The organism is Flavobacterium crassostreae (assembly GCF_001831475.1).
GTDB classification, from domain to species: Bacteria; Bacteroidota; Bacteroidia; order Flavobacteriales; family Flavobacteriaceae; genus Flavobacterium; species Flavobacterium crassostreae.
The window spans coordinates 2,974,543-3,000,626 of sequence record NZ_CP017688.1 but is presented as its reverse complement, the minus strand read 5'-3'; the positions used below and the strand labels follow the sequence as shown (position 1 = coordinate 3,000,626).

Genomic DNA, 26,084 nt, shown 5'->3' with positions numbered 1-26,084 from the left:
ATTATTCTTCTATTTTTATTTCGGGTTTAACTCCTTTTTTGACTCCATAAAAATATAAGGAGTGATTGGTGATTTCTACATCAAAAATCTCTTCGATGGTTTTTTTGATGGTTTGAATTCTGGGGTCACAAAACTCAATTACTTCGCCAGTATCGGTCATTATAATATGATCGTGTTGTTTGTCAAAATAGGATTTTTCGTAATGGGCTTGGTTTTGACCAAATTGGTGCTTTCTAACTAAGCCACAGTCTAGTAATAATTCTATGGTGTTGTAAAGTGTAGCCCTACTTACGCGGTAGTTTTTGTTTTTCATTTTGATATATAGGTTTTCTATATCAAAATGCTCTTCACTTTCGTAAATTTCCTGAAGGATAGAATAGCGCTCAGGCGTTTTTCTGTGGCCTTTTTTTTCAAGATACATTGTAAAAACATTTTTTACAATTTCTTGGTTTTTGTTGTTATCTGTGGAAATGAGTGTCATATCTGGCAAAGATAATTTTTTATTTTAATAGTTTTCAAGTTTAAATAAGTATAACTGGATTAATTTGTGCGTTTTCAAACAAAAACGGTTTTCTGTTCTGGCTATACTTATAATAAAAGCCCATTTCTAGGAGCTGTTTGGGGTTGTATTTATATACCAAGTTTAGTTTTGGTATACTCTGGTTACTTTGTCAATTCCGTCAATTTTCTTGATGTTTTCTATTAATTTTTTCAAAAGAGTACTGTTTTGTACCACCACAGTAAGTTGTCCTTTAAACAAACCTGCTTCACCGTTTAAAGTAATACTTTGGATATTAACATTCATGTTGCCCGAAATGACTTTAGTTAATTGGTTGGTGAGTCCTAGGGTGTCCATTCCGGTAATGTTGAGGGTAGCTTTGAACTCTTGTTGGGAGGAGTCAATCCATTTTGCTTGCATAATCCGATAGGCATAATTGGATTGCATGGCTATGGCGTTAGGACAGTCTTTTTTGTGTACTTTAATTCCTTCATTAATAGTTACAAATCCAAAAACCTGATCTCCAGGTATGGGATTGCAACAACTAGAGAATTTGTAGTCTAGTTTGTCTTCTTCTTTTCCAAAAACAAGCATGTCAAACTTGTTGCTCAATACGGGTTTGTGTATATCCGAATCTGCAGTTGGTCCGTTACGTTTTATTTTGTTTTTAAAGAAATTGATTAGGGTATTGCTTTTTTGTGCGGCATAATCTTTCAATTGCTGGTTTTCTATAGATCCAACACCTACACGATAAAAGAGATCCAAACTTGTTTTTAGCTGAAAAAAATTAACCAACTCATTAACTACAGATTCATTAACGGTAATTTTAAGGTGTTTTAATTTTCGGGTAAGAATTTCTTTTCCTTCTTCGGCAATCTTTTTGGTGTTTTCGTTTAAGACATTCCGAATTTTGTTTTTGGCACGGGAGGTAGTTACATAATCCAACCAGTTGATCGTAGGTTTTTGATTGGCAGAGGTAATGATCTCTACTTGATCTCCGCTTTTTAATTCATGATTTAAGGGCACCAGCTTGCCGTTAACTCGGGTTCCACGAGTTTTGATGCCTATTTCGGAGTGAATGCTAAAAGCAAAATCTAGGGATGTAGCTCCTTTGGGCAAGGATTTGATGTCTCCTTTGGGGGTGAAGATGTAGATTTCTTTAGAATATAAATTCATTTTAAAATCTTCTACAAAGTCTACGGCGCTAGTCTCAGAGTTTTCTAGGGCTTCTTTAAGTAAATTGAGCCAAACATCTAAGCCGTTTTCTTCGCTACCACCATTTTTGTATTTATAATGTGCTGCATAGCCTTTCTCTGCTATTTCGTCCATGCGCTCACTACGTACTTGTATTTCTACCCATCTTCCTTTAGGTCCCATTACAGTGATGTGCAATGCCTCATAACCCGTAGATTTTGGCGAAGAAATCCAGTCTCTTAAACGACTAGGGCTTGGTCTGTAATGGTCTGTAACGATGGAGTATATTTTCCAGGCAAGAAATTTCTCTTCGTTGGGTGGTGATTTGTAAACAATCCGAAGTGCAAATTTGTCATACACTTCGTCAAAACTTACATTTTGGGCTTTCATTTTTCTACGGATAGAATAAATGGATTTTGGACGGCCTTTAATTACATAATCGATACTTTCGATATCTAAGGATGCTTTAATGACGTCTGAGATGTCTTTTATATAGGCATCCTGTTGTTCTTTGGTTTCTTTTATTTTGCTAATAATGGTTTTATATACTACCGGTTCGGTATATTTTAAACCCAAGTCTTCTAGCTTTGTTTTGATGTTATATAGTCCCAAACGATGGGCTAGGGGAGCATAAATATATAAAGTCTCGGAGGCTATTTTGACTTGCTTGTAGTCTGCCATAGACTCCATGGTTTGCATGTTGTGCAATCGGTCTGCAATTTTGATCAAAATAACCCGTACATCATCATTGAGAGTCAAAAGCATTTTTCTAAAATTCTCTGCTTGCATAGACACATTCATGTCTTTTTGAACTAAAGAAATTTTGGTTAAACCCTCTACAAGCTGCGCTACTTTAGGGTTAAACATGCGTTCAATATCTTTAACGGTAGTTGGGGTGTCTTCTACCACATCATGCATTAATGCTGCAGCTATAGAGGTGGCTCCTAGACCGATTTCGGAGGCTACAATTTTGGCTACCGCAATAGGGTGAAAAATGTAGGCTTCTCCCGATTTACGGCGTTGGTCCTTGTGTGCCTCTACGGCTACATCAAAAGCTTTTCGGATTAATTTTTTGTCTTCAGTAGTTAAGGTTTGGTAACTAATCCGAAGTAATTCTTTGTACTCCTGTGCAATTGCTTTATTTTCTTTCTCTATATCTATTTCGGTCATAATGGCGTGGTTTGTTTTCTAAAAATAAGGATAAGTTACCAATTAAACAAGGCGCTTTTGTTTTAAAATTAAATCTATTGCTGTGGAGTATTATTCTGTTTGTTCCATCACTCTGATGGGTTTTTTGTTCTCGTCTAAAGCCACAAAAGTAAAACTTCCTGAGATGGCTTTTTCTCTGCTATTGCTATACATTTGCTCTATAAATATTTCTACTTTAACATCTAAACTGGTGTTTCCAATTCTAGATATAGAGCCTATGAGTTCTATAATTGTTCCTGCTGGAATGGGTTTTGTAAAATCAATTTTGTCCGAAGAAACCGTTACGCATCTTTTTCGGGTAAACCGAGTGGCAGTTATAAAAGCTACTTCATCCATCATAAATAGGGCTGTGCCGCCAAATAAGGTGTCATAGTGGTTGGTTGTATTTGGAAAAACAGTTTTGAATATTCTGGTTTCGGCTTTGGCAATTTGTTCTTCTAGATTCATTTGGAGGCTTTTTTAATAAATGGAGTATGGATTTTAATTTTGTTAGCGATAGTAATTTTGATTTATAATAGAATAACAAACCTAGCAGTTGGTTGGATTCTTTAAAAACCGCGTTGTCTTTTGGCTTCAAAAATCAAGATGGCAGCCGCTACAGATACATTCATGCTGTCAATTTCGCCCTGCATGGGTATAATAATGTTTTGATTGGCTGCATCTCGCCAGTCTTGGGTAAGGCCTGTGGCTTCGGTACCTACCACCAAGGCAGTTGGAGTCGTGTAGTCTTGTGTATGGTATGCGGTAGCGTTTTGTAAGGTAGCGCAATAAAAATTAATGTTTTGGTCTTTTAAAAAAGCAATAATCTCAGCGGTTGATCCTGTTGCAATTTGGTTGGTAAACAAACAACCCACGCTAGAACGTACTATGTTTGGGCTATACAAATCACTCTTTGGGTTGGCAATAATCACCGCATCGAGGTTTGCTGCATCCGCCGTACGTAATAATGCGCCAATATTTCCTGGTTTTTCTGGAGCTTCTGCTATCAGAATTAATGGGTTTTTAGAAAGCTGTAAATCCTGCAATTGCATTGGTTTTGTTTGGGCTACTGCCAAAATGCCTTCGGTTGTATCTCGGTAGGCAAGTTTTTGAAAAACAGCAGCATTGATTTCTACCAATGGGGTGTTTGGGGCTGTTTTTTCGGCTTCTGTTTGCGAACAAATTTCGGGATAAAACAATACAGACTCTATGGTATAGCCTCCTTTTAGTGCCAACGAAATTTCTCGTTTTCCTTCTATCAAAAAAGTACCACTTTGTTTGCGATTTTTGGCTTTTTCTTGCAAAAGAACTAAAGATTTTATAAAGGGGTTTTGTATAGAGGCAATTTGTTTCAATGGATTTTGAAATTTAAGGTTTAAAATAAAAAACAAAGATACATAGAGAAACTGCAGTTTTATAAATTTGAGACATAATATTTTGTGGTCTCATAAAAATAAGAGATGCTAATAATGGCTTAAATAAACTGGTAAAACGAGTATTTTTTATAGTTTTGCAAACCACTACACAATACAACGAGCTATTATTTATACTTAAAAAATCATGTTTCATTTATTAGATATCATTGGGACTTTAGCATTTGCTATGTCAGGAGCATTAACGGCTATGAGCAAAAAAATGGATCCTTTTGGGGTTTTTATTATTGCTTTTGTTACTGCTGCTGGTGGCGGAACACTCCGAGATGTAATGATTGGGCATACTCCTGTAGGGTGGATGCTTAATTTGGAGTATGTATGTATCATCAGTATAGCCTTTGTGTTGGCTTTGTTGTTTAGAAAAAGATTTGATCAACTACGGACCTCACTCTTTTTGTTTGATACTATTGGTCTGGGGGTTTTTACCCTAATTGGGCTTGAAAAAGGAATAAATATAGGGTTGCATCCTATTATTTGTATTGCATTAGGAACCATGACAGCTTGTTTTGGAGGAGTCACTAGGGATATTTTGTGTAACGAAATACCGGTTATTTTTAGAAAAGAAATTTACGCCACTATTTGTATATTAGGAGGTGGTGTTTTTTTTGTATTGCGAAAATTTGGTCTAGAAAATGATATTTTGTATCTGATTACCTCACTAGTTATTATTTGTGTGCGTTTGATGGCGGTAAAATGGAAGTGGTATTTACCTACTTTAGAACATCAATAAAGTGTTTGTAACAGCTTTTTTGGAGTTTTGTAAAACATAGTGGAATCTCTTGGCTTACTTACTCAGAAAACTTGTAATTAAAAAACCCTTAAACAATTGCTGTTTAAGGGTTTTTTTTGGTAGCGAGAACGAGATTTGAACTCGTGACCTCAGGGTTATGAAAATCAAACTCACCCTTTTTTATGCTCCTTACCACCAGTAATTACGTTACTTGATTTATCGTTTTAACAGTTTTTTATATTGTTTAGGGTTGTCGGCATTTAATATCTGTTAATGCTTATGTTTAGTGATTTTTTAGATTGAAAAATACATTTTTTTCAAGTCCAAAAATCCAATTTGCATTTACATTATATTTTTTGCAAATCAAATCAATTTGAATTGAGGTGAAATGGTTAGTGCCATTTTTAATTTTTGTTATGGTTTGCCTTTGTAATTTAATTTCTGCATAAAACTCATTTTTTGAACTTATCTTTTTTTCCATGATAAGTATATCAATCAGATTTATGATATTTTGATCAAATACATTCATCATTGATTAATTACAAGCTTCAGATACCCTTTTTTTTCTCTCTTTCTCCAATAAGTCTATTTGTCTGTAATCAATTCCATCTACACCTGGACTGTCTTTTGCATATTGAACTTGACCATCATAGTATTTATTAATTTCATTGACCTTGTCTTGACAATCGTCATTTGAGCAGCTAAAAAATATTAGCGATATCAATAGATATATTATTTTTTTCATAACTATTTGTTAGTCCTACAATCAATCATTATTGTTCCAGCTGCACATATATAAACATCATTAACTCTTTTGTCATTTTTATAATGGTTACTTAGTTCAGTTTTTAGTTTTTCATACTCTGAAACTTCCGAAGGAATTAATAATTTTACATTTATTAACCTTCCTATTGGAGTTACAGCATATAAGCTGTCACTAGTTTTTTCAGAAAATTCATCAATATTCATAATACCATAACTATCATATGTAGTTTGCAAGGACTCTACAAAATTGTCTGTTTTCGAAAACAATTCATTATTCTTTTCTGAGCAACTCATGCATAAGCAACTCATGAACATTAAAATTATTTTTTTCATTTTACCTTATTGTTTTAGTTATTACTCTTTTAGTTATAGATTTAACATGAGCATTTATTTAGTAACTATTTTTAAAAAAATGCAATAATAGCTATAATTAACTAAGTGTTAAAATTACCTCAATTGTTGTTTACGTCACCTATTTTCTAACATACCCATGAAGAGAAAATGATTTTCTGCAATATACATCGGTTCTATTTGATTTTATTTTTTAAAACAAGTGACTTGATGCTTGAACTTTAAATAATGACAATATTGTTGATTTTTTTAATTGTTGTGGAGGAAACTCCTCCTTTTTACTATCCGTTGGCTTGCTTATTAATGTGTAACAATCATCTGTTTCACCTTTTGTGATAATTTTTATCATTCTAAAATTATCAGTTGTTACAATAGCATAAATTTCTCCAAAAGGGAAAAAGTCTTGCCAGTTATTTATTTTTACTAAACCTATCGCATCACCATGACAGATCAACTTTGCCATCGATTGTCCTGAAGCCCTCACTACGTAATCACAACCTTTAAAAAACGGATGACTAATGTAGGAATCAGGCAACGACTTATTGCTATGGTCAATGGGTAAAAAACCAGCTGTAAAATCTACATCGTAATAAGGAACTCCTTTTTCTATATGCTCCAATTGCTCCTGAAGAGTTATTTTTTTTTGATCTTCATTAGTGGCAAAATTCACAATATTGTTATTCACAAAATTGTTTAACAAATTTTCTTTAGACAATGGAATGACTTCACCTTTTTCCCAATTTGAAATAGTATTGTGAGAAACACCCAGCTTTATGGCCAAATCCTTTTGTGTTAACCCCAATTCTTTTCTTTTATTTCTTATCTCGATCCCTTTCATTATTTAGAATGATTATAAATTACACAATAAACACAATTTTGGTGTTAAATATGTTTAAATTACCAATATTGTGTTTTATATTTGCCCTGTACAAACGTTCTAAACAAATGTACTCAAAATTGTTCTTTGAAATATTGAAAAAACTATAAAAATTAAATTAATCCGATGGGTTCTGGAATAACCTGCTTGAAAAAGGATGAAAAGTAAAAATCGTAAAGCATAAAATAGTCATTGCGGATTTGCCGTAGCATCAAAGCAACAATGGCACTAAACAAATATAAATCATGGCTATAAAAATAGAAAAAGGGATTCCGTTACCTAATAAAACAAGTAGAAGAATTTATCCATTTGACAAAATGGAAATAGGAGATAGTTTTTTAGTGAAACTAAATACGGATGTGAAAATATCCATTCAAAAACAAAAAATATATCTAGCCTCATGGCGATTTTCACAACTACATCCCGAAACAAAATTTACTACAGCTTCATTTCAAAATGAAGTAAGAGTATGGAGAATCTAATAATACTAATCTTTTAAATCAAATAAAAATGATACTACTAATTATAATTATCGCGCTAGTTCTGGTAATTGCACAATCCGCATCTACAAACAACATTGTAAACACACCACATGTTTACCATCATACCCACGAGACACATTCTTATTTTATTAATAATAAGAAAGTAAGCAAAGAGGAATACGACAAATTATACCAGTCAATTTTTACTTAATGAAAGTGTCTAAAGAGGTAACTCTAAAAATAGAATTATCAGGAATAGAGATAAAATATTTAAAAAGTGCTTTGATGGATATTATGGCCGCCGAAGAAGCTATTAACCAAGGTTTAGGCTATCTAAAAGATGAAGAAAAAAGAATATTGAAATCAATTTTAAGTGAAATAAATACAGAACAGCATGATTAAAAAAAGAACACCAAAGAAGAGTCTTAAAAAAGAAGTTTATCAGATTATAAGAAACGACATTCCTTTAAGACACCAAATAGCAACAGCGCTGAATATAGAAAGCAATTCTGTTTATGTAGCAGCTGTTAGAAAGTCGCCAAAACTCAGCCTTCCATTTATTGTGGATCTGATCGCTAAGAGTACAGGAAAAATGAAGCATGAAATACTAGAATCTTAAAATTCTAATCATGAATAAAAAGCAGAAAATAGCAGAAACAAAAAAATTAGTTCGGGAACTTGAAATTTCAGAACAGGCAATAAAACAAAGTTTAGCAGTAATTACTAGCCGTAAGAAATCGCTAAATCAGGAACTGGCAAGTTTGGGAGCTTCCAGTTCCTACTCATCTAAAAAGCTTAATAATGTGCTTTCAGAAAAACAAACATTATCAATTTTGGGAAGTTTAACAAAATAAAAAAAACCAGTCCCGACAAGAACTGGTTTAAATCAAATTTCAAATTACGAGTAATAATTTAAAACATTTTAGAGATGTCAAATTTACAAAAAAAAGCATTAGAAACTTACGAAATCGAGGTTTGGTTTAGATATTCTTTTGCTGGAGAAATCGAAAAGGATTGTGAAACGCATGAAATTGAAGCGCTAAGTATTCAAGAAGCTATTGATAAAGCAGAATTTCTTTATCGAAATAAAAAGGCAATTCCTTATAAGTACTTCTTCAATAATTATGAATATAGACCAACTGGCTTGACTAAATCTGATTTGTTTCACTTAACAGCACCGCATTATGAATACCCTTGAATTGTTTAGAAGGTTCAATTTTTATTTACTAAATGAAATAATGGATAGGGATTTTGGAATCATTGAGTGTGGTTCAATAATCAATCCAAAAAACGAAATTTTTAATAACCCATTAAATGGTAAGGCATGTTTGAAGAAGAAGAAAGAACCTCTAGTACTTGTTTAAAATTGATAGTACCATCATTCTTAACAGGACTTGCAATTGGAGGTCTTTTAACACTATTGGTATTATGGATATAGCTAAGCAAAACAATGTTCAAAGATTTGATCATTGGATGGCCGAGATCGTAAAATCAAGATGGGTACACAACGCGACATCAATGTGTAATGCACGAGCAATTGTTACAAACCATAGCATAACCAGATTAATAAAGAAAATTAATAAAAATCAAATTTTAAAGAAATGAGTAGAGTAAACACATTAGAATTAATCCAAAACACTGCACCAGGTAAAATTGCAGAATTGGACTTGGTAAAAGAAAAGTTTATCAAGAATTATAACCTAGCTAATCGTTCAGAAAATGGAGATTTGATGTACCATCGACAATTGGTATATTTTAATCAAAACATTGCATCAAGCACGCAATTACAAAGTGCCGATAAGTTTTCGCTTTATGCTTGTTTTATTACAGCAGCAGTAAAAGGGTATTCTTTTGATCCTTTAGATAGCGAAATCTATTTAGTGCCCAGAGGTGGTAAAGCATGTATGCAGTTACAAGCTGGCGCTTATGTTCGTCGATTGATTCAAACCCAACAATCAACAGGCTGTGAACAGGCAAAACTAGTTTTCAAGGGAGATGTTTTTGAAGTAGAAGATGGAGTAGTAAAAAAACACATTGAAAAATTTGAAACTGAAACTATCATCGCGGGTTATGTGAAATTCAATACTGCAGGTGGAGGATTCAAGTATTTCGTGTATAGAAAATCAGACTTCGAATCCTGGAGAAAAAAATCATCTAACCCAAATACAGTTCAAAAATCACCAACATGGCTAGCTGAATCACTATGGGATAATGGAGTAATTGGAGGTGAGAATCCAGAACCTGCATTTCTTAGAACAAAAATTATTCTTCATGCTGCCAAAGAGAAATGCTGGTTCACGGGTTCTACACCTATTGAACTTGAACAGTTCAATGTTGAAATTGATGCTGAAGAAGAAAACCCATTAACACCAGAACATGAGGGAGAACCAAAATTAATAGTTCCTCAATACGATTCATTTGAAGAAGTTTCGGAGGTTGCCCAAAACAATCCGGAAGAAGAAATTGACGATGAAGCTTTTTAAAAAAAAATATAAATCAAAAATTTTAGAGACCATGACAACAGATATAGCCACACAGGACCAATTGCAAGAAGTAGTTATCAAAGGTTCAGAAGTATTAAAAAGTAGTGAACTAAGAGTTTCCAAAGCCATAAGTGTTGGGAATAAATTATTAGCGGAGATTCAAGAAAACGGAATGAGTGCCCAACTTGATGAAAGAGCCAATAAATTTTTAGTGAATTGTAGAACTGCAAAAACAGATATTGAAAACCAAAGAAAGCCAATTACTGCTTTTTTCGATACCATAAGAAAACAATTCACGGAAATAGAAGGAAAATTAGATCCTAAAAAAGCAGAAGCGCTTCCGGCTGCAATTCAGTTTTATCGCGATGATTACGTAAAACAAATCAAAGCAAAAGAAGCAGAAAAACAACGAATTGCTCAAATGAAAATTGATAAAGAAAAAGAAATTATCGATATAAAATCGAGCTTAGAAATTCAATTGTCAAAGCATGTGAATAATCATATTTCAGATCGTAAGCAAAAATTACAGGATTCATTTAATAATATCAATCTTCAAAATTTTGCAGAAAAATCAAAAGCTTTAAAAACCCTAGCAATAGAATACCAGAGGTCACATTATGATTTATTCTCACCTAATTGGAGTAGAAAATTAGTTACTCAAGAAGAAACGACAGAATTACTCAACGCCTTTATTGAGTCAAAAGATTTTGATTTAATCGCTGTAGTTGTAGTAGATGAAATCAGAAAATTTAAAGATGAATTGATTGAAAAGCTACCAAGTCTGAAAACCAGTCTTGATGAAATGGCAAAGGCGGGCGAAGAGGAGCAAAAAAGACTTGCAGCAGAAAAATCTAAAAGAGAAGCGGCTGCACAGGCGAAGATTAAATCGGATGCTGAAATTAAAAATAAAGCAGATGCAGAAGCCGCTGAAATTAAAAAAACAGCCGATCAAACAAATGCTATGATGAACAATCTAGAATTGAATGATACGGTTGCTCCTGAAGCCAGAGATGGCTTTAAACTGAAGTTGCTAAACAAAACTGCCATTGCTGAAATCTTCACATTTTGGTTCCAGCGCGAGGGAATCACTTTGACTCTGGAAGAATTAGAAAAGAAGTCCATTGCCCAAATGAAAGCCTATTGTGAAAAAGTAGGACACAAATCAGGTGATCTAATTGTAAGTGAGAATTTGAAATACGAACCAGTTTATAAAGCTGTAAATAGAAAGTAATCATGACAAAATTTAAAGGAACAACAAAAGAGTGGAGGATTTCAAAAGATGGGTTGGAAGTTACCGCTAGCCGAAAAGGAATCCTAGAGGGGAGTAAAAGAATCTGTGATATTGCGGATTTTGGTAAAAGTGAAGAAGAAAAATTAGCTAATGCAAAATTAATTGCAGCAGCTCCGGAACTATTAAAAGCATTAAGTAAAATGATTCGTATGTATGAAGAAATTCTACCTACAGGTGGCTGGCAAGGTGTTTATGAAGAAGCATTATACGCAATCCAAAAAGCAACTAAATAATGGATCCATACTTTGGAAGAAATGAGGTAAGCAACTCGGATTTAAGTTGGCTCAAAGATTATTGGAGCGATAATAAAATGGATGAAGTCTCCAAGGAAAAAGCGTACAAATTTGGAACGCTGATCGATGCAGTAATTACGGAACCTTTCAAAGTAGATTATTTCAAATTTCAAGTTGATGGAGTTCAGTATTCAGAAGAAGATTTTGAGAAAGCTATCCTAATGAAAAAGGCTTTTATGAAAGATCCCTTAGCAGAAAACCTACTCAAACAAAGCGATACTCAAAAAGTAATGATTACCAATAGAACATTCACTTATGATGAGGTTGAATTTAATTTAGACACCCGCTGCAAATGGGATTTATGGATGGATGGTTTGGGATGGGGTGGTGATCTAAAAAGCACCACCGCCACCACTCAAAAACAGTTTGAAGAAGCCGTACGATATTTTGATTACGACAGACAACGAGCTTGGTACATGGATATAGCAGGAAGTAATCAAGATGTTTTAATTGGGGTTTCAAAAGAGAATTACAAAGTATTTAAGGTTCCAATACGTAGAGGTGACGAACTATTTAACTCGGGGTTTAAAAAATATAACGAGCTCGCATTTAAATGGTGGGCATTATTTGACTAAAAAATTACTAAAAAATGAATCAATTAATTACAGCACCAGCGGATATAATCTCAGAATTGACAACAATTCAATCCTTTCTAGAAATTACTATGAGTGAGGATGCCAATGAAGCTGTTGTAAGAGGGAATGACTTGGCAGTCTACATGTCCAGAACAGGAAAATTAATTGCAGATGCTAAAATACATCGGGAACAAAAGCTGAGAAGTCAAATGATACAAGAGTATAAGAAACTTTTAGAATTTCCTGCTAGTGTGGCCGTAAAATATACCGACACTCTGGTTGAAAATGAAACATACTCCCTTACATGGGCTACAAGATTAAACGCAGCCTGTACGCATCAACTAGACTGGTGCCGAACAATTATTTCAAAAGCAAAAGCGGAAATGTCCGCATTTAATCAATGATTTATGGAAAATTTTAAAGGAACAAAGGGACCGTGGAGATTAGGTATTGGTGGAGGTAGTGTAGTATCCGACAATAGTGAAAGCTTAATCATAAGTGGTGCAATTGGAGAAGAAGCAATAAAGTACTATGGAGGAAATCTTATTTGTGAAAGTGTTTCATGCGCCAACGCCAAATTAATTGCTGCAGCTCCAGAACTACTCGAAACTCTAACAAAACTCCACCAAGCAATATCAAATGGAAATCCACACGAATTAAGTGAGTGGAACCTTAAAGCAAAAACAGTGACACACAAAATTTTAAATTCTTAAATAATTATGAACATTACAATTAAAAACGCCAGTATCAAAAACAGCCTATTCTTAAAATATGGCTACGATCATTTTGTTGGATCGACAAAATACAGTCATCCATCTACAACAGGTGATGCGCCAATTCACGAAGATTTGCGGGAAGCATTCTTGGCCTTGACACCTCATTTTGCTTTTATCTGTGAAGAGATTTCAGAAAGTGTATGTCGTCAAGCAATAGACGATTACATAAAAGGAGTTTTTTACCAAGATGCCGAAACAGATCCTTTGAGAAAATACACCGTGATAGGTTTCACATTAGGTAAAGATTCTGAAGGTGTGACCATAATAGGTTCTAAAAGGCTGGAAAGCGGTAAAAGCATTAGCATTCCTACTCCATTTATGAAATGGGATGATGACTATGCTTTTGATACCGAACTAATCGCAGCGGTTGATTTATTGAAATCTGAAGTCTACGAATACATCGAAGGAAAAAGAGCTCCTGCACAGCATCAAACTGGAAATATGTTTGAACAAGACGAGGAGGAGGAAAAAGAAGCCTTTGCGGATGCTGACCAAGAAATGTAGTATACGAAGTAGAAGATTGAGGCTAAATAAACGCAGGTATTATTTGCATGCCAAAGTCAAAAGTCAAGAGCCAGAAGACTACCAATTATTAAATCCCCGAAAGAGAAGTTTTTCGGGGATTCCAAAAGGGAAGTTCGCTAACAAGCTTTTAAAAGAGTTTGGATATACCCATCAATACCAAATTATATAAAAAAATAAAAATGAATAAAGGAGACACATTTGAGTATCAATGGGGACACGGTTCTTCTGATACTGCAACTGCAACCGTAACAGAAGTTTATAAAAACGGCAGTTATGAATTTGAATATAAAGTATATGGCCAGTATAAGACTGCATATTCAGAAAAAATTAAATAAAAATCAAATTTCAGAGACAATGAGTATTAAATTAGTAGTAAACAGTAAAGACATTTTAAAAGCGGTGCAGACCGTTGGAGGAATTGTAAAGGGAAACCACGCCTTGCCAATTTTAGATAATATTTTAATTAAGCTTCAGGAAAATAAATTGATTTTTATTTCTGATAACTTAGAAATAAGATCAAGAGTTGAATTAGCAATCGATTCTAAAGACGCATTTAAAACTTGCGTGCCATATAAATTAGTTTCAAACATTCTTAAGGGATTTCCAAGCATGCCAATAGAATTGGTTTTGGAAAAAATGAATTTGAAAATTCTTTCCGAAACAGGAACTTATGTTGTTCCATTAGTAGATCCGTCAACATTTCCTGGATCAAAAGAAAAAACAGCCACTGACACAGTTAAAATAGAATCAACCCAACTGATAGATGCAATCAAAAAAGCATTGTTATTCACTGACAAAACAAATGTAACCAACATGCATAATGTTTTGATTTCCATTAAAAAAGAAGGTACCAAAATCGTAAGTACAGATGGAAATGTAATACTTGAATATTCTATGACTGCTGCAGGAGTAGAAAAGGATTTAACTGTATCTAGAAGTATTGCAAGTCATTTAATTCAAATTATATCACCTAATGAAGATATAGAATTAAGCTATACAGATAGTCATTTGTTTTTATCGATGGAAGGAAAGGAAGTAAATGCAATTTTGAGTAGTGCTGTTTTTCCTCCATACACTAGAATTTTTGAAACATATTCTCCAGATAAAAAGCTAACCATCGATAACGGAATCATTGCACCGGCTATCAAAAGATTGTACGCCCTTACCGATCAAAATAATCAAACGGTAAAGTTCTGTATTAAAGAAAATATTGTGGAATTGTCATTCATCAATGAACTTCAAAAGTACGAGGCTAAGGAAACTTTGCCTTGCGAATATTCAGATGAAGAAATCAATATAGCTTTCAATGCAAACTATATAAACAATATGCTTATAGCTATTGAGGAAAGCATTGAAATGAATATTACAGACGGAAGTAAGCCATGTATTTTCATAGCCGAAAACATAAGAGCAATTGTAGGACCTATTAACGCTAGCTAAAATCTGAATTATGAAAGCATCAAATGCATTTAAGGAAACAATTAAGACTTATTTAGATAAACTTGCTGCAGAAGATGAACTCTTTGCAGAGACCTACAAAAAAGAAAACAAGAATCTGGATGAATGCTGCAACTATGTTATGCAATGTGCAAAAAACGGAGGCTCACAAGGTTATGCAGATGAGGAAGTATTTGGCTGGGCAGTTCATTACTATGATGAAGATGATGTTAAAAATATCAAAGCTGTTAGTGGTAAAGTAGTAATAAACCGGTCAGTTAAACTTACAGAAGAAGAAAAAGCACAAGCTAAAGAAAAAGCGATGGATATGGCTGTTGCTGAAGCTAAAGAAGATGCTAAAAAAGCGCTAGTGGGAACTGTGGAACTTACCGAAGAAGATCTTAAGGATGTGAAACAGAAAGCTATTGACAAAGTAGTAGATGAGGAAAAAGATAAATTGACTAGAAAGCCAAAGACTACCAAAACCGAAGGTGTAAAACCAGTTCAACAATTGGGATTATTTTAAATGATGATTTATGAAACCAAAAACAAAACTACAAGTAGAAGTTTGGAATCTTCATCAAAGATTAAACAATCCAAAAGAACAGGAACCTTATGTGATTTCTAAACATAACTTCTATTACACAACTCATTACAAGAGCTTAGTATGCTTAGAATGTAATCACAATTGGAAGCCTACACAAGTTTGGCATGAAGAATTATTAGGAGTGGAATGCCCTTCATGCAAAAAGAAATTAAAAAAACTAACTACTCAAAATGGAGGAATAGCTGCTCAAATTTTAACATATTCAGTAACTCAAGTGATAGGTAGATTTCAATTGTTCAGATATTTTTCTTGCTGGAAGCACATGCATAAAAATAAACCACCAAGATATAGTTTTCGTAGTCTTTTTGAAGAGTGGAATGATTGCGATAAGAAGAAAAGAGTAATCGTTGGTAGAACTACAGGATGGACCGGTGATGGATTTAATTCAACGGATTATGAAATAAGAAATCCAACTAGTGGTGGATGGAGTAGAAGTTATAAGGGAAGTCAATACGATAGTTTTTTTTCAGATTATAATTGTCCAGGTGCAGAAATTTTGCCAAAGTTTAAAAAGTACGGATTAACAGCCTACAAGCATGATTGTGATTACAGGGTTTTGATTAATAAACTTGACCGTGCACCTATTCTGGAAACACTATTAAAAGCCAGACAAAAAGAACTGCTAAACTATGCGCTTCACAAACAAACAAAACATCATGAATTTTGGGCGCAAATTAAGATTGTGATTAGGAATAAATACAAGATTAAAGATGCTGGAATATGGTATGACTACCTAGAATTGTTGAGTTATTTCAATAAGGATTTGCATAATCCAAAATATGTTTGTCCAACAAATCTAGACAAAGAGCACGATCGTTTGGTGAAAAAGAAAAACATCATTTTAGAAGCTCAAGAGAGAGAGAGAAATAGAGTCGAAGTTATCAAACGTCAACAAAAACTTGAGAAAGTGATTATTGAATATTCTGAAAGATGTCAAAAATTCTTTGACTTAGAATTTACCAAAGGCAATATATCAATTGCGATGTTAAAAAGCATTGATGAATTCAAACAAGAAGGAGATGAATTAGGGCATTGTGTTTTTACCAATGAATATTATCTCAAGGAAAAATCATTAATCTTTTCTGCTAAAGTAAACGGCAAACGTACTGAAACAATAGAGATTAAAATGCCAGAACTCACTATAGTGCAATCTAGAGGAATTAATAACAAATCTACAGACTATCATAATAAAATTGTTTCGTTGATAAAGAGTAATCTAGCAAAAATAAAAAGCAAAATGGATCCTGAAAAACAAAAGAAATATAAAAAATTAAAAGAAGTAAGCTAATGCAAATAGTAGAATTTTTAAACGAGTTTCATATCGCTGTTGGTTTTGGCAGATTCAAAGAATACCAAACCCAAAGAGTAAAATGTATTACTACTGTAAGACAATGGGAAACAAGTATTTTCTCAGGTTCTTATATTTCTTCGCCGGCAATTGTTGGTACCGCTCTTTGTGAAGATATCAATCAAATTAACATCCCACTGGAGCATGCAAAAGATACTGAAAAAATAACTTGGAGAAAGTATGAACCAGTGGCCAGATGGAATCATGAAAAGAAAGTATATGTAGTGCCTATTGAATGCAAATCACATGTCTATGCAATTGGCAAGAAATGTAAAGCATCTCATGTAATAATAAAAGACAATCTCCCTGAAAAGGTAGATGTAATTCCACTCCTTCCGAAACTTAAAATAGATCTTGGCATTGTTCATAAAACAAAAGGTTTTAAGCCTAGGCCATATCAAGATGAAGGAATGGCTAGAGGCATGGAATTAAAAAGATTTATAAACGGAGACCAACCAGGTCTTGGGAAAACATTGCAGAGTATCGGTACACTAATAGGTGCTGAAAAGATGGAAGAAGTAGTTTTTCCATGTATAGTAATTTGTCCTTCTGCATTGAAAGAAAACTGGAAACGAGAGTTTGAAATGTGGACCGATAAAAAGGCCATGATTTTAAACCATAGTTTAAGAACCAATTGGCACCGTTTTCACGAAATGGGATTAGCGGATGTTTTTATAGTGAATTTTGAATCATTGGAGAAATTCTTTGTGACTTCTAAACCAGCCACTAAAGACTTACAGCATTCTACTCAGATTATTATGGACCCAAGAATCGGGTTGTTTAAATCTGCAATTATTGATGAAATACACAAGTTAAAAAATCCTAAATCCATCCGAGCAAAGATATGTATTAACATAACCAAGCACAAAAAATACATCATAGGACTTACAGGAACACCCGTTGTGAACCTTCCAATTGATTTATTTAGCCAATTGGCTATCATATTCAAATTAAACCATTTTGGTGGCGCAAATGGGTTCAAGGAACGCTATTGCGAAGGAGGTAGAGGTAAATCTAATTTGAAGGAGCTAAACTACTTGATGAATGTGAATTGCTATTTCATGCGGAAAAAAGAGGACGTACTGAAAGATTTACCCCCTTTGTCACGACAAACTTTGATTTGTTCGATAACAAATAAAGCAGAATTTGACCGAGTAAAGAATGACTTTCAAGCCTTTTTAACAAGTAGTGATCTTACAGATGCTGAAATCAAGAAAAAGATTAATGGCCACGTGATTGTTCAAATTACCATGTTGTTGCAATTATCAGCCATAGGCAAGATTGAAGCTGCAAAGGAGTATATCGACGAAATTGTAGAATCGGATCAAAAGATAGTGGTGTTCTGTAAGCATAAGACGGTAGTTGATTTACTCAAAAAAGAATATCCTAAAGCGGTTACAGTAACGGGTCAAGATAATGAACATCAAAAACAAGCCGCTGTGGATAGTTTTCAACGCGCTGGCGGTGCCAATATCATTATCCTAAACCATAAGGCAGGAGGGGTGGGTTTAACCCTAACGGCCAGCAGTGAAGTTTTAATGCTAGAATTGCCATGGACACAAGCAGATTGTGAGCAATGTGAAGCACGTTGTCACCGTATGGGGCAACCAAGCAATGTTAGAGCAACTTATTTATTGGGAGAAAATACCTTAGACCAATGGCTGTATGATATTATTCAAGAAAAAAAAGCAATAGCAAACGAAATTACAGGAGCAGAGGACAATGTTCCGGTAAGCATTGTTAGTAGAGTAATTGATTTATTTAAATAATTTTTTATAAAAGAGAGCAACCTAAATGAATGGATACGATTTAACAAGAGCATGGTATAATTACAAATTTCAAAATCCTAAAAGGGTAAAAGCGGCACATTCGGATATGTTTTTTTATGTAGTGGACCTGTGGAATCGATTAGGTCAAAAAAAAGAATTTGGATTACCTACAACAGTTACAATGGAAGCTTTAGGGATAGGTTCGTACAACACTTATAAAAAAACGCTAGATGATTTATTTCAATTTGGTTTTATAAAATTGGTTGCAGATAGTAAAAACCAGCATCAAAGTAAAATAGTTGCTTTGTCAAAAATTGACAAAGCAACTGACGAAGCACTTGACAAAGCAACTATAAAAGCAACTGACGAAGCACTTGACAAAGCAACTGATACCATAGTTAAACAACTAAACAATAGAACAACTAAACAACTAAACAATAATACTCTTTTAGAAAAAGAGACAAAAGAAATTTTTTCTTTTAGAAATGTATTAGTCAAAAAAGGAGGCTTAGAAAAATTAGTTGATGATTGGTTAAAAGTTAGAAAAACAAAAAAAGCAACTAACAGCGAAACCGCTTTATCAGGTTTTTTAAAACAAGTTGAAATATCAAAATTGTCCATTGATGAAGTTTTAATAATCTGCATCGAAAAAGACTGGAAAGGCTTCAACGCTTCCTGGATCAAAAATTTACAAAATCAAAACTTGCAAAATGCAAAACAACAAATTATACCCCAAATCAAAAAAGCATACGAATTTAGCGTTGACCGGGTTATTGAGACCCACGCTTGCAATTCTGAATGAAGATTATCCCAAAGTAAAAACTATTGAATCAAAACAAGATATAAATAGCTTACTAAACTTCTTGATCACAATAATAAACATCAAAGTTTCAAGTGAAGAAGAAAAATTACAACTCGATAAGCAAATGATTTTAATTTTTGATTTGATAAAAACAAAGTTTGGAAGCCTAACGGTTCCAGAAATCAAAGAAGCTTTTAAAATGTTCATCGCTAAAGAATTTCCAGAGCTGAAAGTATATCGAATTCTAGACTGTGTTGTAGTAGCAGAGGTACTAAATGCTTACAAAGAATTTAGAAACGATAGTCTTAGAGCCTATGACTTTAAGAAAAAAACTCTTTTAGAACAACCAAACCCTATGACCGAAAAAGAAATAATACAAAACAAAGAAGCGCTGTTTAAAATTGTTTTTGAGGATTTAAAAGCAACTGGTTTAAGTTTGGATGCTTGGCTGCTTTATGAAAATTTAGAAGCCAATGGCAGGATAAACATCTCTAAGGCTAAAAAAAAAGAAATGTATGCCCAGCAAGCTAAAATCTATTTAGTGGAGTTGGTTCAAGAAACAACCAAAAGACATTTTCACTCAGCCAAAATAATAATTGAGGATGCTAAAAATAAAATTGAAAAAGGGAAAATCATTGGATCCGTGGCCAATAAATGCAAAAGCATTTTGGTGTCCAATATTTTGAAAGAGTATCTAACGGACTTTCAAGAGTTCAAAAATCAGATTGAAAGATGAGATTTAATACATACTACGGCACTCTTTGGATAATTTTTCAAGCTAAAAACCCACAAATTGATGACGATATTGTTTCGGTTAAACTAGAAAATTTGTTTAGAACTAGGAATGAATTTAGACCTTTTTCGATAGGATTTAAAAATCCCTTAGAAAGTTTTAGAGTAACAATTTTTAGTGTAGAAATTTCAATTTATGTGCGATGAGGTGGACTGAAAATGATTTACAAAAAGCAAAAGCAAATGGTTTGAAGGTTTTTGATTCAAAACCAGAAATCGGTATTACCGATGGTAGAACACCTAAAATAAAAATTGAAAAAATTTCAGTAGAGAAAAATACTATCGAATTTATTTTAATGAGTTTAAAACAACAAGGGATAATAACTGGATTTGTAACCGAGCATAAGTTTGATGCAGTACGTAATTATCGCTTTGATTGGGCTCTGTTGGATTTAAAGCTAGGAATTGAATACGAAGGTATCTTCTCCAAAAAAAGCCGTCATACGACCCCTGTGGGATTTTCAGAAGATTGCAACAAATACAATCTTGCCATTCAAAATAACTGGAGAGTGCTTCGATATACGGCTTTGAATTACCAGAATTTAGAAAATGATTTATTAAAAATTATAAGACATCCCGAACTATGAAAGCATTATCTATAAAGCAACCATGGGCATCATTAATAGCACACGGAATAAAAAATATTGAGAATAGAACTTGGAAAACTAATTTTAGAGGTAGGATTTATCTTCATGCTTCTGCAAAAGATGCTGGAGCATTATATGAATTACTAAATCAAAAGCAAATTGAAGTAATGAGTTTTCATTGGACTGCTGCACCTCCTTTTCCAGACAGACCAGTATCAGCCATCATTGGAGAAGTTGATATTATTGATTGTGTTATAAATCACCCAAGTATCTGGGCTGAAATAACAGAAATTAAAGGAAAAACAATTGAAGGTGAGCTGATGTATGCACATAAGCCTATTTACAACTGGGTACTTGCTAATCCAGTTCTTTACGATAAGCCAATCCTAAACATAAAAGGGAAACTTTCATTTTGGGAACCCATTCCAAATCAAAATTGCATGAGCTGTGACAAAAAATTCTTTGGCCAAGACGCACAATATTGTTGTTCGGGAAATGAATGTGGATGTATGGGACAGCCAGTAGAGCCTGTAGTATGCTCAGAAGAATGTTATAATAAACTATTTAATCGTTAACATTATGTTAGACAAAGACAAATTATTAGAATTTGGCAAAGTTGTTACTGTTTGCCAATCTGTTTTTAATTATGAATTTCTTATAACAGATGGATTTTCTCATAAATTTAAGAACACAATGGCATGTATTGAAGTCTGTATTGAAATAGCAGAGGGTTATCCCTATGTGAAAAAGTGTGTCACCGAAGAGAATAAATTTCATTTAATACTAACCAAAAAGAAAAGTAAAAATCATGAGAACTTGTAGCGCTTGTGGTGGTGTATTAGGAAGGGATTGTTTTAATGAAGCTGATTGTTTACAGATATCAAGAAGTTTAGATCAAGGTAATTATTATAATAATTCAGGTGACGACCATTATATTTCTATTTTGATGTATACGATGGAACAAAAAGGAATCACCATTCCAAATTCATTTTCTCCAGAACCTCCATTAGTTATGAAGATACAATATGGTTGTCAAAATAGACGTATAGATGATGGTTTGCCCTTCTAAAAAAAACCAGAAATATGCTTGATACTTCCAAAATGTCAACCCAATATTGCTCAACGATAAACCTCTAAAAAGCAATACAATGGCAACACTATTATTTACTCCACGCACAACAATCGACGCAAACATATTCCAATATCGATTAGACAATTCTCCTTTTCATGCCGAATGGAATATTGAGACCGGATCGTATGAATTTGAAGAAGAAGAGCAAAGCATCGACCAACTAGAAGAAGAATTAGCACTATCAATTACCTATGACATTAATGGATATTTTGAACTTCAAAACTAAACCCCAATGTTTAAATACTGCAAAAAATGCTTCATCATGACATTATTCAAACAAGGAAAATGTACAATCTGTAAAAACTAAAAACATGAATACCTATTCAAAATATTGCCCAAACGTGTATGTTGCAAAATGTACAGAACCACACGAAAAAGGAGAAATAATCATTTTGGAAACGAAATACGGAAAAGAAAATGAATGTATCGTTTTTAATCTCGTAGCCCAAAAAGAGGATCATTACTATTACTCCATTGTAAGAGCGGATGGTTTCAACGTTCAGGAATGGGCAAAAAGAAAAGCAGAACGCCTACAAGGTGCTGGTAGTAATGCCGAAAAGAAAAGCAACGACTATTATGAGGCATCTAAGGAAGGAAAGGACTTTTTAGTACTAGCAGAGCCAATAAAGATTGGACACCATAGTGAGAAGCGTCACCGAGCTTTGATTGAAAGAAATTACAACAGAATGAAAAATTCAGTACAGCATTTACAAAAAGCAGCTGATTACCAAAGTAGAGCCGAATATTGGGAAAGAAAAGCATCCATAATAAACCTTTCAATGCCGGAATGTTTAGAATACTATCAGTATAAACTTGAAGAGGCTAAAATACAGCACGAAGGTTTGAAAAACGGAACTATTGAACGCAGACATTCTTATTCCCTTACCTATGCAAAGAAAGCAGTCAACGAAGCGGAAAAGAATTATTCTTTGGCACTTAAACTATGGGGAGAATGATAATAGAATTTGATAAATCAAACTTGCAAGCAACGATCAATTCCTCAAATACTATTGAAGGGTTAAATCGGTATAAAAATGGTTGTGAGGGTGCTATTATATATTGGCAAAAACAAGAGAAAGAAAGCCATCCAAGAGCGGAAGAAAATATAAGGTTTTTTAAACAAGCTTTAGATTTTTGTAATACCAGAGCACGATCAAAATAAGCAATTCCACAAAAATAAAACAATAACCTTAACCTTAACCTTAACCTTAACTGGGTATGGCTAATATACCTTGTCAGCAAACGTTTTTATTATGATTGAGAATATCAAACAAGGTGACACAATAGAATTTTATATCTCTTGCAACGCTAACAGAGAATTATTTACAGGTAAAGTTGAACACAAATACCAATTAGGATTAATTTCTATTGTGGACGGTGCTCAATACGAACTTAGAAAGTTAGTTGACATTAAGGTTTTAAATCTCCGCTAACGTTTCGCTAGTAGGCGATGGTTAGGGTGTAGTAAATCCCGACACCCTAAATTAAAGACCAATAATAATAAGTACAAAACAGTCTTTAAATTAAGCCAAATACCCAAATTTCTTGAAACGGCTGTTGTGCGCTGTCATCTATTCTATTTCTTAATTAAATAATCATCTTCATATTTTTTTAAAATAAATTGGATTGTTGCGTAATTCAATTCTTTAGAATTTTTTATTATATCAAGTATTTCGGGTTTCTCTTTAACGGCTTTTTTTAAATTTCGGGCTTTTTTACCATCCTCATCATAAAATTCAAATTGAGCAACTTTACTTCCGTCGTATGGATTAGCCATATAATAGATATAGCACTTAACTATGTTTTCATAAATCATTTCTCTAAGTTTTTTATTGTCAGCAACAAATACACGTTGTGAATTTTTGAAATCTGTAAAGCTTATTTTTTTTATTTCCTTGGCTAAAATTTTTGTTTTTCCATTGATATCATGCACTAATTTTACTGATTTTATTATGCTTAGTTCATTTATAAAGTCTTTATTGAATAAATTTACACCTACACTGATTTCAGTATTAATTGTATCACCATCAATCAATATAATTTCAGCAGGAATATCTCGTTTTTGAGCAAAACTAATTATAGAGATAATTAGAAAAGAAAATGTATAAATAAATTTCATAATATATTTTTATGTTTAATGATTGCGCACAACGTTCCCGCCTTAACTAGTTTGCAGGCTTTGGATACGGATGTTTTTCTTCGAAACGAATATACAATTAAAAACGGTAATTCCAAAGAATCTGCAAATTAGTTAAGACGATTGTTATGGGCTGGTTTTTTTCTTCTTTTTACATATTGATTAAAAAATTATATATCAAAAGTTACATATTCGTTTAAAAATTATATATTTGCAATCTAATAGCTCAACAATAATATTATGATAATAAATTTAACAAGCCAAAATCAATCATCAATTAAAAGAAGAACAGCAAAAGATACCGAATGTCAAATTGATTTAAGAAAAGAATTGCCATTAATATTTAATGCATTTAAAAATGCTTCTTCAAATTTTGAAAAAGAGGTTAGTCAAACTCCAATTGAGGCTAGAGGTAGAGGATTTGAAGCATCCCTCTTAAATTCGAAAATGATACATAGTATTCAAACGACTTTTCCAAATAATTGGAAGTATGGAAAATACAAAAGATTCATATTGCGAGTAAATAAATATTCAATACTTTTTAAAAAATTGGATAATAAAAATATGCCGATGAATATAAGTACTAATTTTTCATCTGCTATTTCAAATCAATTTACTATGTCGTTGTTTGATGAAGGTACAACTTCAATTGACCCTATATTATTTTTTGGATATAAAAAAGATAGACTAGGAAATATTGTAGAACCTAAATTGATTTATATTGATGACAACACTTTACAATGGACAATTACTGAAGATAACATTAGTTTGTTTACTGATAATAAATTTGTTGCTAATGAAATTATTGAAAAGACCAAACCGAAAATCAAATCTTTGTCTCCATTAAAGAAAACTTCAAATCAGTAATTTTTATTAATAATTGAATAATTTTATATGGGTTTTAATTATAGACAATTAATATTCGCTAGAGAATATAGAGGGTTAACTCAATCTGAATTAGCTAAAAATATCGTTGGGCTTTCCCAATCTAATTTGTCTAAGTATGAAAAAGGATTTGGTTTGCTTTCTGATGAAATGGTGTTGAAAATCATTGACTTTTTAGGGTTTCCAGAAAGTTGGTTAGATCATAATATTTCAAATTTACCTGAGAATGCACATTATAGAAAGCGAACAACAATAACAAAAAAAATAAAAACAGAAATTGAGTATAGTATTCGATTAATTGGATATTTAGTTGATCAAATGTCAAATTCTATAGAATGGCCTGAAGTTCGCTTAGTTCCTTTAGACATTGAGGAGGGTTATACTCCAGAAATAATTGCCAAAAATACAAGAAAGCTATTGAGAATTTTACCTAATGAGCCTGTAAAATCAATTTTTACCTTATTAGAAAATTTCGGTATTATTGTGATAGAGTTTGAAATAACTGAAAAATTCGATGGTGTTTCTTTTATAACTGACAAAGGTAATCCGGTAATTATTTTAAATAAATCTTTTACAAATGATAGAAAAAGATTTACACTAGCTCATGAGTTAGGTCATTTAATGATGCACGATTTTCCAATTCCTTACCATAGAAATATTGAAAAAATAAAAGAAAATGAAGCAAATAGATTTGCATCTGAATTTCTGATGCCAGCAGAGTTTATTAAAAATTCTTTGTTTAATTTAAAATTATCTAGTTTAGGGCAATTAAAAAGTTACTGGCTAACATCAATGGCTTCTATAATTAGAAGGGCAAAAGATTTGAGTTGTATTTCGGAAAGCCATTTTACTTATTTAACTATTGAGTTAAGTCGTGATGGAAAAAAGAAGAATGAAGATGGTTTTGTATTTATAGATGAACCATCACTATTTATCGAAGCATATAAATTACATAAAAATGAACTAGATTATTCTGATTTGGAATTAAGTAATGCTTTTAATATTCCTGTAGATGTCATTCAAAGATTTTTTAATACTTCTAGATTAAGGATAATTAAATAATCTTTTAACGATTTGTAAAACAAAATTATTATACTAACTCTGTTTTTTAGCGCCTTATCCATTT

At 32.9% G+C, this 26,084-nt stretch carries 41 protein-coding genes; 32 read left to right on the top strand and 9 right to left on the bottom strand.

What is annotated here, in order from left to right; all coding sequences use genetic code 11:
* Position 1 precedes the first annotated feature (1 nt).
* From LB076_RS13440 to LB076_RS13425, 4 genes are all read right to left on the bottom strand, one after another.
* Entirely contained in the window at positions 2 to 481 is a 480-nt protein-coding gene (locus tag LB076_RS13440) for a Fur family transcriptional regulator (RefSeq protein WP_066332498.1), read from the bottom strand.
* 162 nt (positions 482 to 643) lie between these two features.
* Positions 644 to 2,863, bottom strand: coding sequence for a RelA/SpoT family protein (locus LB076_RS13435; protein WP_066332488.1), 2,220 nt, complete (start codon positions 2,861 to 2,863; stop codon positions 644 to 646).
* Between the two features lie 90 nt (positions 2,864 to 2,953).
* Positions 2,954 to 3,349, bottom strand: coding sequence for an acyl-CoA thioesterase (locus LB076_RS13430; protein ID WP_066332486.1), 396 nt, complete (start codon positions 3,347 to 3,349; stop codon positions 2,954 to 2,956).
* A 101-nt stretch (positions 3,350 to 3,450) separates the two neighbouring features.
* Positions 3,451 to 4,236, bottom strand: a complete 786-nt coding sequence (locus tag LB076_RS13425; protein WP_066332754.1) for a TrmH family RNA methyltransferase — start codon at positions 4,234 to 4,236, stop codon at positions 3,451 to 3,453.
* Between the two features lie 205 nt (positions 4,237 to 4,441).
* Here LB076_RS13425 and LB076_RS13420 point away from each other — a divergent pair, with 205 nt between their 5' ends.
* The gene (locus tag LB076_RS13420) at positions 4,442 to 5,044 is read left to right on the top strand and encodes a trimeric intracellular cation channel family protein (protein WP_066332483.1); all 603 of its coding nucleotides are present in this window, start codon (positions 4,442 to 4,444) and stop codon (positions 5,042 to 5,044) included.
* A 283-nt stretch (positions 5,045 to 5,327) separates the two neighbouring features.
* Here LB076_RS13420 and LB076_RS13415 read toward each other — a convergent pair whose 3' ends face one another.
* The 4 genes from LB076_RS13415 to LB076_RS13400 form a co-directional block, all read right to left on the bottom strand.
* Complete coding sequence (locus LB076_RS13415; RefSeq protein WP_066332475.1) at positions 5,328 to 5,525, bottom strand: transcriptional regulator; 198 nt, start codon at positions 5,523 to 5,525, stop codon at positions 5,328 to 5,330.
* A 54-nt stretch (positions 5,526 to 5,579) separates the two neighbouring features.
* Complete coding sequence (locus tag LB076_RS13410) at positions 5,580 to 5,789, bottom strand: hypothetical protein (RefSeq protein WP_066332472.1); 210 nt, start codon at positions 5,787 to 5,789, stop codon at positions 5,580 to 5,582.
* 2 nt (positions 5,790 to 5,791) lie between these two features.
* Positions 5,792 to 6,118, bottom strand: coding sequence for an ABC transporter (locus LB076_RS13405; RefSeq protein ID WP_141672811.1), 327 nt, complete (start codon positions 6,116 to 6,118; stop codon positions 5,792 to 5,794).
* A gap of 235 nt (positions 6,119 to 6,353) precedes the next feature.
* The gene (locus LB076_RS13400) at positions 6,354 to 6,998 is read right to left on the bottom strand and encodes a LexA family transcriptional regulator (protein WP_066332468.1); all 645 of its coding nucleotides are present in this window, start codon (positions 6,996 to 6,998) and stop codon (positions 6,354 to 6,356) included.
* Between the two features lie 284 nt (positions 6,999 to 7,282).
* Between LB076_RS13400 and LB076_RS13395 the strand changes: the two genes are divergently transcribed.
* From LB076_RS13395 to LB076_RS13250, 29 genes are all read left to right on the top strand, one after another.
* Positions 7,283 to 7,519 (top strand): hypothetical protein, encoded by a 237-nt coding sequence (locus LB076_RS13395; protein ID WP_066332466.1) that lies wholly within the window; start codon positions 7,283 to 7,285, stop codon positions 7,517 to 7,519.
* Positions 7,520 to 7,729: 210 nt separating this feature from the next.
* Positions 7,730 to 7,921 (top strand): hypothetical protein, encoded by a 192-nt coding sequence (locus LB076_RS13390; protein WP_066332460.1) that lies wholly within the window; start codon positions 7,730 to 7,732, stop codon positions 7,919 to 7,921.
* Positions 7,914 to 8,138, top strand: coding sequence for a hypothetical protein (locus LB076_RS13385; RefSeq protein WP_066332458.1), 225 nt, complete (start codon positions 7,914 to 7,916; stop codon positions 8,136 to 8,138). Before LB076_RS13390 ends, LB076_RS13385 begins: the two co-directional genes overlap by 8 nt.
* A gap of 10 nt (positions 8,139 to 8,148) precedes the next feature.
* The gene (locus LB076_RS13380; RefSeq protein WP_066332456.1) at positions 8,149 to 8,373 is read left to right on the top strand and encodes a hypothetical protein; all 225 of its coding nucleotides are present in this window, start codon (positions 8,149 to 8,151) and stop codon (positions 8,371 to 8,373) included.
* 74 nt (positions 8,374 to 8,447) lie between these two features.
* On the top strand, positions 8,448 to 8,717 hold the full coding sequence (locus LB076_RS13375) for a hypothetical protein (protein ID WP_066332453.1): 270 nt from the start codon (positions 8,448 to 8,450) through the stop codon (positions 8,715 to 8,717).
* The gene (locus LB076_RS13370; protein ID WP_066332450.1) at positions 8,704 to 8,883 is read left to right on the top strand and encodes a hypothetical protein; all 180 of its coding nucleotides are present in this window, start codon (positions 8,704 to 8,706) and stop codon (positions 8,881 to 8,883) included. The genes LB076_RS13375 and LB076_RS13370 overlap by 14 nt, the downstream gene beginning before the upstream one ends.
* Positions 8,884 to 9,120: 237 nt before the next feature.
* A complete protein-coding gene (locus LB076_RS13360) occupies positions 9,121 to 10,002 on the top strand; it encodes a recombinase RecT (RefSeq protein WP_066332446.1) in 882 nt (293 codons plus the stop codon).
* Positions 10,003 to 10,033: 31 nt separating this feature from the next.
* A complete protein-coding gene (locus tag LB076_RS13355) occupies positions 10,034 to 11,233 on the top strand; it encodes a hypothetical protein (protein WP_141672809.1) in 1,200 nt (399 codons plus the stop codon).
* Positions 11,234 to 11,235: 2 nt separating this feature from the next.
* Entirely contained in the window at positions 11,236 to 11,526 is a 291-nt protein-coding gene (locus LB076_RS13350; protein ID WP_066332441.1) for a hypothetical protein, read from the top strand.
* The gene (locus LB076_RS13345) at positions 11,526 to 12,161 is read left to right on the top strand and encodes a PD-(D/E)XK nuclease-like domain-containing protein (protein ID WP_066332438.1); all 636 of its coding nucleotides are present in this window, start codon (positions 11,526 to 11,528) and stop codon (positions 12,159 to 12,161) included. Before LB076_RS13350 ends, LB076_RS13345 begins: the two co-directional genes overlap by 1 nt.
* Positions 12,162 to 12,175: 14 nt before the next feature.
* Positions 12,176 to 12,565: a hypothetical protein gene (locus LB076_RS13340; RefSeq protein ID WP_066332436.1), complete on the top strand. Its 390-nt coding sequence runs from the start codon at positions 12,176 to 12,178 to the stop codon at positions 12,563 to 12,565.
* A 3-nt stretch (positions 12,566 to 12,568) separates the two neighbouring features.
* Positions 12,569 to 12,874 (top strand): hypothetical protein, encoded by a 306-nt coding sequence (locus LB076_RS13335; protein ID WP_066332431.1) that lies wholly within the window; start codon positions 12,569 to 12,571, stop codon positions 12,872 to 12,874.
* A gap of 6 nt (positions 12,875 to 12,880) precedes the next feature.
* Positions 12,881 to 13,441, top strand: a complete 561-nt coding sequence (locus LB076_RS13330; protein ID WP_066332429.1) for a hypothetical protein — start codon at positions 12,881 to 12,883, stop codon at positions 13,439 to 13,441.
* A gap of 200 nt (positions 13,442 to 13,641) precedes the next feature.
* Entirely contained in the window at positions 13,642 to 13,797 is a 156-nt protein-coding gene (locus LB076_RS14010) for a hypothetical protein (protein ID WP_176699272.1), read from the top strand.
* Between the two features lie 19 nt (positions 13,798 to 13,816).
* Positions 13,817 to 14,902: a DNA polymerase III subunit beta gene (locus tag LB076_RS13320; protein WP_176699271.1), complete on the top strand. Its 1,086-nt coding sequence runs from the start codon at positions 13,817 to 13,819 to the stop codon at positions 14,900 to 14,902.
* Positions 14,903 to 14,912: 10 nt separating this feature from the next.
* Complete coding sequence (locus LB076_RS13315; protein ID WP_066332423.1) at positions 14,913 to 15,425, top strand: PcfK-like family protein; 513 nt, start codon at positions 14,913 to 14,915, stop codon at positions 15,423 to 15,425.
* Positions 15,426 to 15,435: 10 nt separating this feature from the next.
* Positions 15,436 to 16,794, top strand: coding sequence for a PcfJ domain-containing protein (locus LB076_RS13310; RefSeq protein ID WP_066332422.1), 1,359 nt, complete (start codon positions 15,436 to 15,438; stop codon positions 16,792 to 16,794).
* Entirely contained in the window at positions 16,794 to 18,623 is a 1,830-nt protein-coding gene (locus tag LB076_RS13305) for a DEAD/DEAH box helicase (RefSeq protein ID WP_078055246.1), read from the top strand. The genes LB076_RS13310 and LB076_RS13305 overlap by 1 nt, the downstream gene beginning before the upstream one ends.
* Positions 18,624 to 18,648: 25 nt before the next feature.
* Positions 18,649 to 19,425 (top strand): hypothetical protein, encoded by a 777-nt coding sequence (locus tag LB076_RS13300; RefSeq protein ID WP_066332421.1) that lies wholly within the window; start codon positions 18,649 to 18,651, stop codon positions 19,423 to 19,425.
* Positions 19,334 to 20,161 (top strand): hypothetical protein, encoded by an 828-nt coding sequence (locus tag LB076_RS13295; RefSeq protein WP_176699270.1) that lies wholly within the window; start codon positions 19,334 to 19,336, stop codon positions 20,159 to 20,161. The genes LB076_RS13300 and LB076_RS13295 overlap by 92 nt, the downstream gene beginning before the upstream one ends.
* Entirely contained in the window at positions 20,158 to 20,364 is a 207-nt protein-coding gene (locus tag LB076_RS13290; protein ID WP_066332413.1) for a hypothetical protein, read from the top strand. Before LB076_RS13295 ends, LB076_RS13290 begins: the two co-directional genes overlap by 4 nt.
* Positions 20,361 to 20,804 (top strand): hypothetical protein, encoded by a 444-nt coding sequence (locus LB076_RS13285; RefSeq protein WP_066332412.1) that lies wholly within the window; start codon positions 20,361 to 20,363, stop codon positions 20,802 to 20,804. The genes LB076_RS13290 and LB076_RS13285 overlap by 4 nt, the downstream gene beginning before the upstream one ends.
* A complete protein-coding gene (locus LB076_RS13280) occupies positions 20,801 to 21,379 on the top strand; it encodes an ASCH domain-containing protein (RefSeq protein WP_066332411.1) in 579 nt (192 codons plus the stop codon). Before LB076_RS13285 ends, LB076_RS13280 begins: the two co-directional genes overlap by 4 nt.
* A gap of 4 nt (positions 21,380 to 21,383) precedes the next feature.
* Positions 21,384 to 21,626, top strand: a complete 243-nt coding sequence (locus LB076_RS13275; protein WP_066332410.1) for a hypothetical protein — start codon at positions 21,384 to 21,386, stop codon at positions 21,624 to 21,626.
* Positions 21,613 to 21,873, top strand: a complete 261-nt coding sequence (locus tag LB076_RS14005) for a hypothetical protein (RefSeq protein ID WP_066332402.1) — start codon at positions 21,613 to 21,615, stop codon at positions 21,871 to 21,873. The genes LB076_RS13275 and LB076_RS14005 overlap by 14 nt, the downstream gene beginning before the upstream one ends.
* Before the next feature lie 79 nt (positions 21,874 to 21,952).
* Complete coding sequence (locus LB076_RS13265; protein ID WP_066332396.1) at positions 21,953 to 22,162, top strand: hypothetical protein; 210 nt, start codon at positions 21,953 to 21,955, stop codon at positions 22,160 to 22,162.
* Between the two features lie 85 nt (positions 22,163 to 22,247).
* Entirely contained in the window at positions 22,248 to 22,892 is a 645-nt protein-coding gene (locus tag LB076_RS13260; RefSeq protein ID WP_066332394.1) for a DUF3560 domain-containing protein, read from the top strand.
* Entirely contained in the window at positions 22,889 to 23,098 is a 210-nt protein-coding gene (locus tag LB076_RS13255) for a hypothetical protein (RefSeq protein WP_066332392.1), read from the top strand. Before LB076_RS13260 ends, LB076_RS13255 begins: the two co-directional genes overlap by 4 nt.
* A 91-nt stretch (positions 23,099 to 23,189) precedes the next feature.
* Positions 23,190 to 23,369 (top strand): hypothetical protein, encoded by a 180-nt coding sequence (locus LB076_RS13250; RefSeq protein WP_066332390.1) that lies wholly within the window; start codon positions 23,190 to 23,192, stop codon positions 23,367 to 23,369.
* A 143-nt stretch (positions 23,370 to 23,512) separates the two neighbouring features.
* On the opposite strand, the gene LB076_RS13245 is transcribed toward LB076_RS13250, so the two are convergent.
* Positions 23,513 to 24,055, bottom strand: coding sequence for a hypothetical protein (locus LB076_RS13245; RefSeq protein WP_066332384.1), 543 nt, complete (start codon positions 24,053 to 24,055; stop codon positions 23,513 to 23,515).
* A 258-nt stretch (positions 24,056 to 24,313) separates the two neighbouring features.
* Here LB076_RS13245 and LB076_RS13240 point away from each other — a divergent pair, with 258 nt between their 5' ends.
* Complete coding sequence (locus tag LB076_RS13240) at positions 24,314 to 24,940, top strand: hypothetical protein (protein WP_066332381.1); 627 nt, start codon at positions 24,314 to 24,316, stop codon at positions 24,938 to 24,940.
* 27 nt (positions 24,941 to 24,967) lie between these two features.
* A complete protein-coding gene (locus LB076_RS13235; RefSeq protein WP_066332377.1) occupies positions 24,968 to 26,020 on the top strand; it encodes a helix-turn-helix domain-containing protein in 1,053 nt (350 codons plus the stop codon).
* The last annotated feature ends 64 nt before the right edge of the window (positions 26,021 to 26,084 follow it).

Excerpts from the sequence above, each read along its gene's own strand:
- LB076_RS13440 (WP_066332498.1), bottom strand. The coding sequence starts at position 481 with ATGACACTCATTTCCACAGATAACAACAAAAACCAAGAAATTGTAAAA.
- LB076_RS13435 (WP_066332488.1), bottom strand. The coding sequence starts at position 2,863 with ATGACCGAAATAGATATAGAGAAAGAAAATAAAGCAATTGCACAGGAG.
- LB076_RS13430 (WP_066332486.1), bottom strand. The coding sequence starts at position 3,349 with ATGAATCTAGAAGAACAAATTGCCAAAGCCGAAACCAGAATATTCAAA.
- LB076_RS13420 (WP_066332483.1), top strand. The coding sequence starts at position 4,442 with ATGTTTCATTTATTAGATATCATTGGGACTTTAGCATTTGCTATGTCA.
- LB076_RS13415 (WP_066332475.1), bottom strand. The coding sequence starts at position 5,525 with ATGGAAAAAAAGATAAGTTCAAAAAATGAGTTTTATGCAGAAATTAAA.
- LB076_RS13410 (WP_066332472.1), bottom strand. The coding sequence starts at position 5,789 with ATGAAAAAAATAATATATCTATTGATATCGCTAATATTTTTTAGCTGC.
- LB076_RS13405 (WP_141672811.1), bottom strand. The coding sequence starts at position 6,118 with ATGAGTTGCTTATGCATGAGTTGCTCAGAAAAGAATAATGAATTGTTT.
- LB076_RS13400 (WP_066332468.1), bottom strand. The coding sequence starts at position 6,998 with ATGAAAGGGATCGAGATAAGAAATAAAAGAAAAGAATTGGGGTTAACA.
- LB076_RS13395 (WP_066332466.1), top strand. The coding sequence starts at position 7,283 with ATGGCTATAAAAATAGAAAAAGGGATTCCGTTACCTAATAAAACAAGT.
- LB076_RS13390 (WP_066332460.1), top strand. The coding sequence starts at position 7,730 with ATGAAAGTGTCTAAAGAGGTAACTCTAAAAATAGAATTATCAGGAATA.
- LB076_RS13385 (WP_066332458.1), top strand. The coding sequence starts at position 7,914 with ATGATTAAAAAAAGAACACCAAAGAAGAGTCTTAAAAAAGAAGTTTAT.
- LB076_RS13380 (WP_066332456.1), top strand. The coding sequence starts at position 8,149 with ATGAATAAAAAGCAGAAAATAGCAGAAACAAAAAAATTAGTTCGGGAA.
- LB076_RS13375 (WP_066332453.1), top strand. The coding sequence starts at position 8,448 with ATGTCAAATTTACAAAAAAAAGCATTAGAAACTTACGAAATCGAGGTT.
- LB076_RS13370 (WP_066332450.1), top strand. The coding sequence starts at position 8,704 with ATGAATACCCTTGAATTGTTTAGAAGGTTCAATTTTTATTTACTAAAT.
- LB076_RS13360 (WP_066332446.1), top strand. The coding sequence starts at position 9,121 with ATGAGTAGAGTAAACACATTAGAATTAATCCAAAACACTGCACCAGGT.
- LB076_RS13355 (WP_141672809.1), top strand. The coding sequence starts at position 10,034 with ATGACAACAGATATAGCCACACAGGACCAATTGCAAGAAGTAGTTATC.
- LB076_RS13350 (WP_066332441.1), top strand. The coding sequence starts at position 11,236 with ATGACAAAATTTAAAGGAACAACAAAAGAGTGGAGGATTTCAAAAGAT.
- LB076_RS13345 (WP_066332438.1), top strand. The coding sequence starts at position 11,526 with ATGGATCCATACTTTGGAAGAAATGAGGTAAGCAACTCGGATTTAAGT.
- LB076_RS13340 (WP_066332436.1), top strand. The coding sequence starts at position 12,176 with ATGAATCAATTAATTACAGCACCAGCGGATATAATCTCAGAATTGACA.
- LB076_RS13335 (WP_066332431.1), top strand. The coding sequence starts at position 12,569 with ATGGAAAATTTTAAAGGAACAAAGGGACCGTGGAGATTAGGTATTGGT.
- LB076_RS13330 (WP_066332429.1), top strand. The coding sequence starts at position 12,881 with ATGAACATTACAATTAAAAACGCCAGTATCAAAAACAGCCTATTCTTA.
- LB076_RS14010 (WP_176699272.1), top strand. The coding sequence starts at position 13,642 with ATGAATAAAGGAGACACATTTGAGTATCAATGGGGACACGGTTCTTCT.
- LB076_RS13320 (WP_176699271.1), top strand. The coding sequence starts at position 13,817 with ATGAGTATTAAATTAGTAGTAAACAGTAAAGACATTTTAAAAGCGGTG.
- LB076_RS13315 (WP_066332423.1), top strand. The coding sequence starts at position 14,913 with ATGAAAGCATCAAATGCATTTAAGGAAACAATTAAGACTTATTTAGAT.
- LB076_RS13310 (WP_066332422.1), top strand. The coding sequence starts at position 15,436 with ATGAAACCAAAAACAAAACTACAAGTAGAAGTTTGGAATCTTCATCAA.
- LB076_RS13305 (WP_078055246.1), top strand. The coding sequence starts at position 16,794 with ATGCAAATAGTAGAATTTTTAAACGAGTTTCATATCGCTGTTGGTTTT.
- LB076_RS13300 (WP_066332421.1), top strand. The coding sequence starts at position 18,649 with ATGAATGGATACGATTTAACAAGAGCATGGTATAATTACAAATTTCAA.
- LB076_RS13295 (WP_176699270.1), top strand. The coding sequence starts at position 19,334 with ATGCAAAACAACAAATTATACCCCAAATCAAAAAAGCATACGAATTTA.
- LB076_RS13290 (WP_066332413.1), top strand. The coding sequence starts at position 20,158 with ATGAGATTTAATACATACTACGGCACTCTTTGGATAATTTTTCAAGCT.
- LB076_RS13285 (WP_066332412.1), top strand. The coding sequence starts at position 20,361 with ATGAGGTGGACTGAAAATGATTTACAAAAAGCAAAAGCAAATGGTTTG.
- LB076_RS13280 (WP_066332411.1), top strand. The coding sequence starts at position 20,801 with ATGAAAGCATTATCTATAAAGCAACCATGGGCATCATTAATAGCACAC.
- LB076_RS13275 (WP_066332410.1), top strand. The coding sequence starts at position 21,384 with ATGTTAGACAAAGACAAATTATTAGAATTTGGCAAAGTTGTTACTGTT.
- LB076_RS14005 (WP_066332402.1), top strand. The coding sequence starts at position 21,613 with ATGAGAACTTGTAGCGCTTGTGGTGGTGTATTAGGAAGGGATTGTTTT.
- LB076_RS13265 (WP_066332396.1), top strand. The coding sequence starts at position 21,953 with ATGGCAACACTATTATTTACTCCACGCACAACAATCGACGCAAACATA.
- LB076_RS13260 (WP_066332394.1), top strand. The coding sequence starts at position 22,248 with ATGAATACCTATTCAAAATATTGCCCAAACGTGTATGTTGCAAAATGT.
- LB076_RS13255 (WP_066332392.1), top strand. The coding sequence starts at position 22,889 with ATGATAATAGAATTTGATAAATCAAACTTGCAAGCAACGATCAATTCC.
- LB076_RS13250 (WP_066332390.1), top strand. The coding sequence starts at position 23,190 with ATGATTGAGAATATCAAACAAGGTGACACAATAGAATTTTATATCTCT.
- LB076_RS13245 (WP_066332384.1), bottom strand. The coding sequence starts at position 24,055 with ATGAAATTTATTTATACATTTTCTTTTCTAATTATCTCTATAATTAGT.
- LB076_RS13240 (WP_066332381.1), top strand. The coding sequence starts at position 24,314 with ATGATAATAAATTTAACAAGCCAAAATCAATCATCAATTAAAAGAAGA.
- LB076_RS13235 (WP_066332377.1), top strand. The coding sequence starts at position 24,968 with ATGGGTTTTAATTATAGACAATTAATATTCGCTAGAGAATATAGAGGG.